General features: G+C 73.4%; 9 protein-coding genes. 4 read left to right on the top strand and 5 right to left on the bottom strand.

Going from position 1 to position 11748, the window contains the following annotated elements; translation table 11 throughout:
• Positions 1–23: 23 nt before the first annotated feature.
• Positions 24–2570, bottom strand: a complete 2547-nt coding sequence (pepN, locus tag CP974_RS09590) for an aminopeptidase N (protein WP_031129239.1) — start codon at positions 2568–2570, stop codon at positions 24–26.
• Positions 2571–2750: 180 nt separating this feature from the next.
• On the opposite strand from pepN, the gene CP974_RS09585 reads away from it, so the two are divergent.
• Positions 2751–3386, top strand: a complete 636-nt coding sequence (locus tag CP974_RS09585) for a mycothiol-dependent nitroreductase Rv2466c family protein (RefSeq protein WP_031129240.1) — start codon at positions 2751–2753, stop codon at positions 3384–3386.
• Between the two features lie 173 nt (positions 3387–3559).
• On the opposite strand, the gene CP974_RS09580 is transcribed toward CP974_RS09585, so the two are convergent.
• Positions 3560–4195, bottom strand: coding sequence for a superoxide dismutase (locus CP974_RS09580; RefSeq protein ID WP_031129241.1), 636 nt, complete (start codon positions 4193–4195; stop codon positions 3560–3562).
• A gap of 186 nt (positions 4196–4381) precedes the next feature.
• Complete coding sequence (locus tag CP974_RS09575) at positions 4382–5926, bottom strand: amino acid permease (protein WP_078915378.1); 1545 nt, start codon at positions 5924–5926, stop codon at positions 4382–4384.
• A 696-nt stretch (positions 5927–6622) separates the two neighbouring features.
• Between CP974_RS09575 and CP974_RS09570 the strand changes: the two genes are divergently transcribed.
• Complete coding sequence (locus CP974_RS09570; RefSeq protein WP_031129243.1) at positions 6623–7213, top strand: biotin transporter BioY; 591 nt, start codon at positions 6623–6625, stop codon at positions 7211–7213.
• 141 nt (positions 7214–7354) lie between these two features.
• Here CP974_RS09570 and CP974_RS09565 read toward each other — a convergent pair whose 3' ends face one another.
• Positions 7355–8788, bottom strand: coding sequence for an amino acid permease (locus CP974_RS09565; protein ID WP_031129244.1), 1434 nt, complete (start codon positions 8786–8788; stop codon positions 7355–7357).
• Positions 8789–9003: 215 nt separating this feature from the next.
• Here CP974_RS09565 and CP974_RS09555 point away from each other — a divergent pair, with 215 nt between their 5' ends.
• Positions 9004–9492: a ribose-5-phosphate isomerase gene (locus CP974_RS09555; RefSeq protein ID WP_031129246.1), complete on the top strand. Its 489-nt coding sequence runs from the start codon at positions 9004–9006 to the stop codon at positions 9490–9492.
• 3 nt (positions 9493–9495) lie between these two features.
• Positions 9496–10353, top strand: coding sequence for an Fpg/Nei family DNA glycosylase (locus tag CP974_RS09550; protein WP_031129247.1), 858 nt, complete (start codon positions 9496–9498; stop codon positions 10351–10353).
• Positions 10354–10511: 158 nt separating this feature from the next.
• Here CP974_RS09550 and CP974_RS09545 read toward each other — a convergent pair whose 3' ends face one another.
• Entirely contained in the window at positions 10512–11741 is a 1230-nt protein-coding gene (locus CP974_RS09545) for a GNAT family N-acetyltransferase (RefSeq protein ID WP_031129248.1), read from the bottom strand.
• Between the last annotated feature and the right edge of the window lie 7 nt (positions 11742–11748).

Raw genomic sequence — 11748 nt, 5'->3', positions numbered from 1 at the left:
CGCTCACGCGCTCACCCGCCGGGTCAGGCCGACGCGTCGCACTCCTGGGCCCGCAGGGCGCGCGCCAGGTCGTCCCGCGCCTCCAGCACGAGCCGGCGCAGCGCGGGCGCGGCGTCCTCGTGCGCGGCCAGCCACGCGTCGGTCGCCTCCAGCGTCTCGGCGCGGTCCTGGAGCGCCGGGAACAGCCCCCGCACCACGTCCATGCCGATCTGGATGGACCGCTCGGCCCACACCCGCTCGATCGCCGCGAAGTACCTGTCCGCGTACGGGGCGGTCAGATCCCGCCGAGACGGCTGCGCGAAGCCCGCGATCGTCGCCTCGACCAGCGCGTTCGACAGCCGGTCGGACTCGACCACGTCCGCCCACGCCTGCGCCTTGACCGCCTCCGACGGGCGCGCCGCCAGGCACCGGACCTGGTGCCGCTTGCCCGACGCGGTGTCGTCCCGCGCCAGCTCGGCGTCGAGCACCGACTCGTCGGCCCGCCCGTGCGCGGCGAGCGGCGCCAGCAGCGCCCAGCGCAGCTCCTGGTCGACGTCGAGTCCCGGCACGCTCTCCGTACCGGCCAGCAGGCCCTCCAGGAGGGCGAGGTCCTCGCCGGACTCGGCGACCGCCGCGAAGAACCGCGCCCAGGTGAGCTGGTGCTCGCTGCCCGGCTCGGCGGCGCGCAGCTCCGCCAGGGCGGTCCGCGCCACCAGCGGCCCGCCGGTGGCGCGCCACTCGGGCGCCGCGTAGTGGACGAGCGAGGTCAGCACCCAGGAGTGCAGCATCTGCAGGACGCCGATGTCCGACTCGCGGCCCGCGAAGTCCAGCACGATCCGGACGAAGTCCCGCGCCGGCAGCAGCGCGTCGCGCGTCATGTTCCACAGCGCCGACCAGCACAGGGCGCGCGCCAGCGGGTCGGTGACGTCCCCGAGGTGGGCGCGGAGCGTGGCGAGCGAGTCCGCGTCGAAGCGGACCTTGCAGTACGTCAGGTCCTCGTCGTTGACGAGCACCAGCGCGGGCCGCTCGGCGCCCGCCAGCTCCGCCACGACCGTCCGCGCGCCGGTGATGTCGGTCTCGGCGCGGGCGTAGCGGACGAGGGCGCCGCCCTCGAGCCGGTACAGGCCGACGACGGCCCGGTGCGGACGGGCCTCGGCGCCCTCCTGCTCGACGGCCAGCTCGGCGACGCGGTCGCCCGCCGCGTCGTACGTGACGACCGGGGTGAGCGCGTTGACGCCGGAGGTCTCCAGCCAGGACCGGGACCACGCCTTCAGATCGCGGCCGGAGGTCTCCTCCAGCACGGCCAGCAGGTCGCCGAGGGTGGTGTTGCCGTACGCGTGGCGCTTGAAGTAGCGGCGCGCGCCCTCCAGGAACGCCTCCCGGCCCGCGTACGCCACGAGCTGCTTCAGGACGGAGGCGCCCTTGGCGTACGTGATGCCGTCGAAGTTGAGCTTGGCGTCCTCCAGGTCGCGGATGTCGGCCGTGACGGGGTGCGTGGAGGGCAGCTGGTCGGCGCGGTACGCCCACGCCTTGCGGTTGTTGGCGAAGGTCGTCCAGCCGTTGGTGAAGCGGGTCGCCTCGACCATCGAGAAGGTGCCCATGAAGTCCGCGAAGGACTCCTTGAGCCACAGGTCGTCCCACCACTTCATGGTGACGAGGTCGCCGAACCACATGTGGGCCATCTCGTGCAGGATGACGTTGGCGCGGCGCTCGTAGGCGGCGCGGGTCACCTTGCCCCGGTAGACGAACTCCTCGCGGAAGGTGACGAGGCCCGGGTTCTCCATGGCGCCGAGGTTGTACTCGGGCACGAAGACCTGGTCGTACTTGCCGAAGGGGTACGGGTAGTCGAAGACCTCGTGGAAGAAGTCGAGGCCCTGCTTGGTGACGAGGAAGACGTCGTCCGCGTCGAAGTGCCGGGCCAGGCCCTTGCGGCACATCGCGCCGAGCGGGATCTCCAGGTCGCCGCGCCGGTAGGTGTCGGTGACGTGGTGGTACGGGCCGGCGACGACGCAGGTGATGTACGTGGAGATCGGCCGCGTCTCGGCGAACCGCCACACCCCGCCCTCGCGGGACTCCTCCGCGCCGTTGCTCCACACGGTCCACCCCTCGGGCGCCGTCACCTCGAAGCGGTACGGGGCCTTCAGGTCGGGCTGCTCGAAGTTGGCGAACACCCGGCGCGCGTCGGCCGGCTCGTACTGCGTGTAGAGGTAGACCTCGCCGTCCTCCGGGTCGACGAAGCGGTGCATGCCCTCACCGGTGCGGCTGTAGGCGCACTGCGCGTCCACGACCAGCACGTTCTCCTCGGCGAGGCCGTCCAGCGCGATCCGCGTCCCGTCGAAGGCGGTCGCCGGGTCCAGCGCGCGCCCGTTCAGGGTGAGGGCGGTGACGGACGGCGCGACGAGGTCGGCGAAGCTGCTCGCGCCGGGGGTGGCGCAGCGGAACCTGATCGTCGTCACCGAGCGGAAGGTCCGCTGCTCCGCCTCGCTCTGCGCGACGGCAGACCGCAGGTCGAGCGCGACGTCGTAGCCCTCGACGGACAGCAGCGCCGCCCGCTCGCGGGCCTCGTCGCGGGACAGGTTCTCACCGGGCACGGGCACTCCTTCGTGACTCGTTGGTACGCCCGCGATCCTCCCACGCGCCGTGCGGCCCCCATAAGCGGGAATGCCCTCGCCCGACCCTGGCGTTGTGCCCTCGGGACGGCCGCCCGCCGCCCCCTGCCGCGTCCTACCCCGCATCCGGCCCCGCTTCCGGCCCCGCATCCGAGGAGACCCATGTCCGAGACGAGGACCACCGCCGACTTCTGGTTCGACCCCCTGTGCCCGTGGGCGTGGATGACGTCCCGCTGGATGCTGGAGGTGCAGCGGGTGCGCCCGGTGGACGTGCGCTGGCACGTGATGAGCCTCGCCGTGCTCAACGAGGACAAGCTGGACGAGGTGCCGGAGGAGTACCGGGAGTCGCTGCGCACCACCGCGTGGCACCCGGTCCGGGTCGCCGTCGCCGCCGAGCAGGTGCACGGCCCGGAGGTCCTCGGCCGCCTCTACACCGCGATGGGCACCCGCTTCCACAACGAGGGCCGGGGCCCGGTCCGCGAGGCGATCGCCGAGGCGCTGGCCGAGGCCGGGCTGCCGGCGGAGCTGCTGGAGTACGCCGAGCGGGACACGTACGACGCGGAGCTGCGCGCCTCCCACAAGGAGGGCATCAACAAGGTCGGCCAGGACGTGGGCACGCCGGTGATCGCGGTGCCCGGACCGGAGGGCGCGGAGGTCGCCTTCTTCGGCCCGGTCGTCACCCCGGCGCCCAAGGGCGAGGCCGCGGGGCGGCTGTGGGACGGCACGCTGCTGGTCGCCTCGACGCCCGGCTTCTACGAGCTCAAGCGCACCCGCACCGAGGGCCCGGTCTTCGACTGAGGCCCGCGCGACCGGGCCCGGGTGCGTACCGGGCCCGTACCACCGGAACGGCCCCCGCGATTCCCGTCATCGCAGGGGCCGTTCCTCTGTTCCGCCCGCCGCGTGAAGGGTGAGAAGACGATCACGAGGGGGCGCCTGGGGGCGGCGTGCCGCCGCCGTCGGGGGGCGTGGGGTCAGGGGGCGATCAGCGGCACGCGGTCCTTGGCCTCGGCGTAGCGCTTGGCCACGTCCTGCCAGTTGACCACCTGCCACATGGCCTCGATGAAGTCGACCTTCTGGTTCTTGTACTGCAGGTAGAAGGCGTGCTCCCAGGCGTCGAACACCAGGATCGGCACCGAGCCCTGGCCGACGTTGCCCTGGTGGTCGTAGACCTGCTCCACGATGAGGCGCCCGCTGACCGGCTCGTACGCGAGGACGCCCCAGCCGGAGCCCTGCGTGGTGGCGGCGGCCTTCGAGAGCTGCGCCTTGAAGCGGGCGAAGGAGCCGAACGACTCGGCGATCGCGTCGGCCAGCTCGCCCGTGCCGTCCTTCTCCAGCGGCTCGCCGCCGCCGTCACCGGTCATGTTGTGCCAGTAGATGGAGTGCAGGATGTGGCCGGAGAGGTGGAACGCCAGGTTCTTCTGGAGGCCGTTGATCGAGCCCCACTGGTCCTTGTCGCGGGCCTCCTCCAGCTGCTCCAGGGTGTCGTTCGCGCCCTTGACGTACGCCGCGTGGTGCTTGTCGTGGTGCAGCTCGATGATCTCCGGGCTGATCACGGGCGCCAGCGCCGCGTAGTCGTAGGGAAGTTCCGGAAGGGTGTAGAGCGCCATGCCGAGCCTCCGACTGCTTATTGCAACCTATGTGCAAGTGCAGGCTAGCAGCAGCGGGGTCCGGAGTTGATCAGCCTTCTGCCCTAGGTCCCCAGGCGGCCGCGGGCCCGCCGGAGCCGCCCGCGGACACGCGAAGGCCCCGGCGCGCCGAGTGCGCCGGGGCCTTCGCGACGAGGACGGGCCGGGTCAGTCGTCCTTCGCGGCGGTGGCGGCCTTCTTGCCGGAGGCCGCGCCCTCGGGCGCGTCCGCGGCGGGACCGCCCTCCGCCTTCGCGGCGGCGGGGGCCGGCCCGGCGGCCGGGACGGCGGCGGGGCGCTTGTCGGCGGTCGCCCGCTGGTGCGCGAAGCCGAGACCGGCGAGGACCAGGACGAGGCCGCCCGTGTAGTAGAGCTGCTCACGCGTACCGGGGTCGCGGGCCATCAGGACGAAGACGGCCGCGATGCCGGCGAGCGCCGCCCAGGTGAGGTACGGGAAGGCCCACATCCGCACGACGAGCTTCTCCGGGGCGTCCTTCTCCAGGCGGCGGCGCAGGATGAGCTGCGAGACGGCGATGAAGAACCAGACCACCAGGATGATGGCGCCGATCATGTTGAGCAGCCACATGAAGAGGTCGTCCGGGCGCCAGTAGCTCAGCAGCACGCACGCGAAGCCGAAGACGGAGGAGGTCAGCACGGCGACGCGCGGCACCCCGCCGGAGATCTTGCCGAGCCCCTTCGGTCCCTGGCCGCGCGCGACCAGCGAGCAGGCCATGCGGGAGGCGCCGTAGATGTTGGCGTTCATCGCGGACAGCAGGGCGATGAGGACGACGACGTTCATGATCTCGCTGGCGGCCGGCAGGCCCAGGTGCTCCAGCGTGGCGACGTACGAACCCTTGGCGAGCGACTCGCTGTTCCACGGCAGCAGCGTGACGATGACCGCCATCGAGCCGATGTAGAAGACGGCGATGCGCCACATCGCGGTGCGGACCGCCTTGGCGACGCCCTCGACGGGGCGCTCCGACTCGGCCGCGGCGATGGTGACGGTCTCCAGACCGCCGTACGCGAAGACGGAGGCGAGGAGGCCGACGATCAGGCCGTCGACGCCGTTGGGGAGGAAGCCGCCCTTGCCGGTCAGGTTGGTCATGCCGGGGGAGTCGGTGCCGGGCAGCACGCCGAGGATGGCGAGCAGGCCGATGACGAGGAAGAGCGCGATGGCGGCGATCTTCAGGGCGGCGAACCAGAACTCGAACTCGCCGAAGTTCTTCACGGCGGCCAGGTTCGTCACGCAGAAGACCAGCATGAACAGGGCGACCATCGACCACTCGGGCACGCCCGGCAGCCAGCCCACCACGATCTTGGCGGCGCCGATCGCCTCCAGGCCCACGGCCACGCAGAGGAGGAACCAGAAGGCCCAGCCCGCCGTGAAGCCGGCCCAGGGCCCGATGGCCCGCTCGGCGTGGACGGAGAAGGAGCCGGAGGCCGGGTTGGCCGCCGACATCTCGCCCAGCATGCGCATGATCAGCATGACGAGCAGACCGGAGATCGCGTAGGCGACGATGATCGACGGGCCGGCGGCCGCGATGGCGGCGCCCGACCCGACGAAGAGGCCGGCGCCGATCACGCCGCCGAGGGCGATCATCGACAGGTGGCGCTGCTTGAGCCCGTGCGAGAGCGGCGCGTCGTTCGACGGCGCCGGGGGTGCGTCGGCGGCGGCCGTTGGTTCGGCGGACGCGGGCGCGGAGGTCCGAGACATGGGAGGGCCCTGTTCCGTATCGGGGGAGTGGAAGGGTCGCCACAGTGTCGATGCGTGCACCGGCCACAGGGAACATGTTTCCGCTATACGGACACAGCGCTCACACAATGTGAAGGTTTAGCCACGGCTCCCTCACAAGCGGAACATGATCACCGGTTGTCCGGAAACGCTCGTCCGGCGTGCCCCGCACCCGGTCCCCGCCGGGGCCGCCGACGTCACGAGGTCCGGCGCACCGGCTGGTCGGCGCCCCCGCGGGGGTGCGCGGCGCCCCGGCGGAGCCGAGCGGGCGGAAGCGGAATTCCGGCCACGGGAGACGGGGAGGTGCGCCGCGGCCCCTCCGCCGGCCGCCCCGCCTCCCGCCGGAGGCCGCCGCGCGGGCGCGGGGCGACCGGCCGGGACGGCCGCCGGGCGGTCGGCGGCGGCGCACGCGGTGCGGGGTCTGTCCGGTGTTTGGTGGGACTCCACAGTCTCCCCGAAGATCGCCTCGCCGCGCAAAACGGGCGGTTCCGCCGATCGCCCCCAGTGACGCGTATCACGTCCGCGGAGGGTTCGCGGACGGTCTTTGTCCGAAGTCCACCAAGGCGTGGAGCGGGGCTTTGTCGTCGGCTGACGGTGATGGCGCGTTCACCGCCGGGTTACGGTCGCCCTTGTCCCTGGCCACCCGACCGCGGAGCACCGCGGAGTACCGGAGTCCCGATGAGCACTGCCGCCGCCCCCGCCCGTACCGGAGCGGTCCTCGCCGACCTGCTCCCCTCCAGCCGCGCCCACGTCCGCGACCTCGCGCTCGTCGCGGGCGGCGCCGCCCTGACCGGCCTCGCCGCCCAGATCGCCGTCCCCGTGCCGGGCTCCCCGGTCCCGGTCTCCGGCCAGACCTTCGCCGCGCTGCTCGTCGGCACCTCGCTCGGCGCCCGCCGCGGCTTCCTGTCGCTCGCGCTGTACGCGCTCGTCGGCATGGCGGGCGTGCCGTGGTTCGCGCAGGGCACGTCCGGGTACGCCATGCCGTCCTTCGGCTACATCCTGGGCATGCTCCTCGCGGCCACCGTCGTGGGCGCCCTCGCCCGGCGCGGAGCCGACCGCTCGGTCGCGCGCATGGCGGGCACGATGGCGGTCGGCTCGCTGATCATCTACGCGGTCGGGGTCCCGTACCTCGCCCTCGCCACCGGGATGTCCCTCTCCCAGGCGGTCGCCGCCGGACTGGTGCCGTTCCTCATCGGCGACGCGGTGAAGGCGGCGCTCGCCATGGGCCTGGTGCCCACCGCGTGGAAGCTGCTCGGCGGCCGTTCCTGAGCCGCGGCCCCCGCGCCCGCCCCGCGCGGCGGACCCGACGGGGAGGGCCCCTTCCGTCCCGGCACCGGAACGGAAGGGGCCGTCCGCCGTACGGGGCGCGGCCGTCCGCCGTACGGGGCGCCCCGTACGGCGGCGCGCCGCTCAGGGCCGCGCGGCCGTCCGCCGCCCGCGGTCCAGCACCAGGCCGACGGTCACGACGACCGCCGCGACCAGCACCGACAGCAGCACCACCTGCCGGTTGGCCTCGTCGAACAGCATGGAGACCAGCACGAAGAGGATCATCCCGGCCGTCGCCCACGTCAGGTACGGGAACAGCCACATCCGCACGGTGACCCTCTCCGGCGCCTCCCGCATGAGGATGCCGCGCATCCGCAGCTGGGTGAGGCAGATCACCAGCCACACGAACAGGGCCACGGCGCCCGACGAGTTCAGCAGGAACGTGAAGACCGTGTCCTTGAACGCGTAGTTGAGGTAGACCGCCAGGAAGCCGAAGGCCACGGACGCCCAGATCGCCGTCACCGGCACGCCCTTGGCGCTGACCCGTGCGAACCGCTGCGGCGCGTCACCGCGCTCGCCCAGCGAGAACGCCATGCGGGAGGCCGTGTAGAGGGCGGAGTTCAGGCAGGACAGCACGGCCGTCAGCACGATGACGTTCATGATCTGCCCGGCGTGCGGGATACCGATCGAGTCCAGCGCCGCCACGTACGAGCCCTTCTCCACGATCGACGGGTCGTTCCAGGGCAGCAGCGTCAGCACGACGAGGACCGAGCCCAGGTAGAAGACGGCGATCCGCCAGATCACGCTGTTCGTGGCCTTGGTGACCGCGCGGCGCGGGTCCTCCGACTCGCCCGCCGCGAGGGTGACGATCTCACTGCCCATGAACGAGAAGACGACCATCAGCACACCGGTCAGCACGGCCCCGGCGCCCTGGGGGAAGAAGCCGCCCGCGTCCGTCAGATGGGCCAGGCCGGCCCCCGGGTTGTCCGAGCCGGGCAGCAGCCCGAAGGCCGCCAGCAGCCCGATGACGACGAACGCGCCGATCGCGACCACCTTCACCCCGGCGAACCAGAACTCGAACTCGCCGTACGACGAGACCGACGCCAGGTTCGTCGCGGTGAGCACCACCATCACGGCCAGCGCCCACGCCCACTGCGGCACGGCCGGGACCCACCCCTCCAGGATCACGGCGCCCGCCGTCGCCTCGACGGCCAGCACGACCACCCAGAAGAACCAGTACAGCCAGCCGATGGAGAAGCCGGCCCAGCGGCCGAGCGCCCGCTCCGCGTAGGCGGAGAAGGAGCCGGAGTCCGGGCTGGCGGCGGCCATCTCGCCCAGCATCCGCATCACGAAGACGACCATCGCGCCCACGAGGGCGTACGACACGAGGATGGCGGGGCCGGCCGCGGCGATGCCGCCGGACGAGCCGACGAAGAGGCCGGCGCCGATCACGCCGCCGATGGCGATCATGGACAGGTGGCGGTTCTTGAGCCCCGCCTTGAGACCGTCGGCGGACTGCGGAGTACCGGGTTCGCCGGCCCTTCCGCCTTCCTCCGCGAGGTCCGTCTGGGTGTTCATGGGCAGTTCCTCAGCTTTCTCGGGTGCTCGGATCGCGAGCCCGTGTATTCAACACGTATCCCCGCGGCCCCCGGAAGCCTTCCCGGCCCGGACCGCCGCGCGCGCCGTCCCCACCCGGGCGGGCCCGCACGCGCCCGCCCCCTCGGCCCCGGTGCGCCGCCCTCCCGGCGCACCCCGGCGGCGGCCCGCGCGCCCGCCGTGTCACACTCGGAGCCATGCGCGTGTACCTCGGCTCGGACCATGCCGGCTACGAACTCAAGAACCACCTCGTCGAGTGGCTGAAGGCCCACGGCCATGAGCCCGTCGACTGCGGACCCCACATCTACGACGCCCAGGACGACTACCCGCCGTTCTGCCTGCGCGCCGCCGAGCGGACCGCCGCCGACCCCGGCTCCCTGGGTGTCGTCATCGGCGGCTCGGGCAACGGCGAGCAGATCGCGGCGAACAAGGTGAAGGGCGTCCGTGCCGCCCTCGCCTGGAGCGAGCAGACCGCCGCCCTCGGCCGCGAGCACAACAACGCCAACGTCGTCGCCGTCGGCGCCCGCATGCACACGCTGGAGGAGGCCACGAAGTTCGTCGAGATCTTCCTCGCGACCCCGTACTCCGGCGACGAGCGCCACACCCGCCGCATCGAGATGCTCGCCGCGTACGAGACGACCGGCGACCTCCCCCCGATCCCGGCCCACCACCCGCAGCAGGACTGACCCGTGCCCGAGGGGCATACGATCCACCGGCTGGCCGCCGACTACCGGGAACGGTTCGGCGGCCGCGCCGTTCGCGTGACCAGCCCGCAGGGCAAGTTCTCCGACGCCGCCGCGCTGCTCGACGGGACCGTGCTGGAGGCCACCGAGGCGCACGGCAAGCACCTGTTCCTCGGCTTCGGCACGGGCGCCGCGCTTCCCGCCGGCGGGCCCACCGGGCCCGCCCCCGGCGCCGTGGAGTGGGTCCACATCCACCTCGGCCTGTTCGGCAAGGTCGCCTTCGGCGGCGCCCCCGCCCCGCCGCCCACCGACACGGTCCGCCTGCGCCTGGCCCACACCGGGGCGTACGTCGACCTGCGCGGCCCGACCGTCTGCGCGCTGATCACCGAGCCCGAGAAGCGGGCCGTCCACGACCGGCTCGGCCCCGACCCGCTGCGGGACGGCGACGACCCGGACCGCGCCTGGCGCCGCGTCTCCCGGTCGCGCACGACGATCGCGGCCCTGCTGATGGACCAGAAGGTCATCGCCGGCGTCGGCAACGTCTACCGCGCCGAGGTCCTGTTCCGGCACGGCATCGACCCGTACCGTGCGGGAAAGGACATCACCGAGCGCGAGTGGGCCTCGATCTGGCAGGATCTCGCCACACTGATGCGCGAGGGCGTCCGCACCAACCGCATCGACACCGTGCGCCCCGAGCACACCCCGGAGGCGATGGGGCGCCCGCCGCGCGTCGACGACCACGGCGGAGAGGTGTACGTGTACCGCAGGGCGAACCAGCCCTGCCATCTGTGTGGCGGCGAGATCCGCACCGCCGGTCTCGCCGCCCGCAACCTCTTCTGGTGCCCCGGCTGCCAGCGCCGCTGACACCCGGCCGTCCCGGCCCGCCCCGGGCCGGCCCCCCGGGCCCAGGCCCGCCCAGTCCCCCTGGCCCCCGCCTCCCGCGCGCAGCCCCCGAGTCCGGCACCCCGCGCCCAGCCCCCGCGGTCACCGGCCCGCGGGGCGCCGGGACCCGGCGGCAGCGCTCAGAAGCTGTGCGGCACCCAGGGCGCGGCGGCCGAGCCGAAGGCGAGCGAGGCCGCCGCCAGCGCGCCCTCCCGCGCCTCCCGCACCCGCCCGGCCGCCGCCAGCGACGCGAGCGAGAAGCCGCCCAGGTAGGCCGTGCCCAGCTCCCGCACCGACAGCGCCAGATCGGGCGCCTCGCCGGTCCGTACGCACCGGGCGCCCTCGGCGTCCCCGGTCAGCCGCCAACGCCCCGCGTTCCAGGGGCAGAAGTCGTCCGCGACCTCCAGCACCACGTCCACCGGGGCCCGGTACGTCCGCGCCTCCAGCGCGGCGCCCACGTCCACGAGCCGGACGAACAGCCCGTCGCGCAGCGCGAGCCCGCACCGCCGCACGTCCGACACGAGGTGCTGCCACGCATCGTCCACCGGTCGGTTCCGGACCTCGATGGTCGAGGTCAGGTCCATCTCGAACAGGAACCGCCACAGGGCGGCGTACGACTCGGGGTCGAGCGCCCCCAGGTGCTCCAACACCACCACGCCCGCCGGTCCGGCGGGCTCCCACTCGGGCCGGACCCGGTAGAGCGCGTACCCCGTGACCCGGCCGTCCCGCTCCGCCAGCACACACGCCAGCGGCGACGCGCTCCCGCGCCCCGACGGCGGGTCCAGCAGCGGCAGCCGCTCCCACCCCGGCCGGCGCTCGGTCATCCCCGGCCGCAGCGGCACCGACCGCGCGTACACCGCCTCGCACGCCTCCGCCGCGTCCTCGGGCCGGGCCAGCCGCAGCCGTACGCCGTCCGTCCCCTCCGGCACGGACAGCCGCACCCGCGCCGTGTCGATCGCGGCCCGCATGAGCTGCGTCGCCAGGCCATAGCCGAACCGGCCGTAGATGTCCGGCTCCGACGCCATCAGCACCGCCAGCGCCTCGCCCCGGCCACGCACATCGTCCAGCTGCCGCCGCATCATCGAGGTGAGGATCCCCCGCCTGCGGTGCGTCGGCGCGACGCTCACCATCGTCACCCCGGCCGCCGGCACCACGGCCCCGCCCGGCACCGACAGCCGGAAGGAGAACGTGCCCGCCGTCCCGACGCACGCGTCCCCCTCCCACACGCCCAGCGAGCGGTCGTGCTCGGTCAGCGCCTCCCACAGGGCGCGCTCCTCCGGCGCCTCGGCCACACCCCCGAACGCGCGCTCCAACTGCTCGTACCAGGTGTTCCATTCGGAGGGGGCCAGGACCCTCGGTTCTGTCGTCATATGCCAT

It is taken from the genome of Streptomyces fradiae ATCC 10745 = DSM 40063 (assembly GCF_008704425.1).
In the GTDB taxonomy this organism is placed as follows: Bacteria; Actinomycetota; Actinomycetes; order Streptomycetales; family Streptomycetaceae; genus Streptomyces; species Streptomyces fradiae.
The sequence above is the reverse complement of the archived record's forward strand: the minus strand, read 5'-3'. Positions and strand labels throughout refer to the sequence as shown.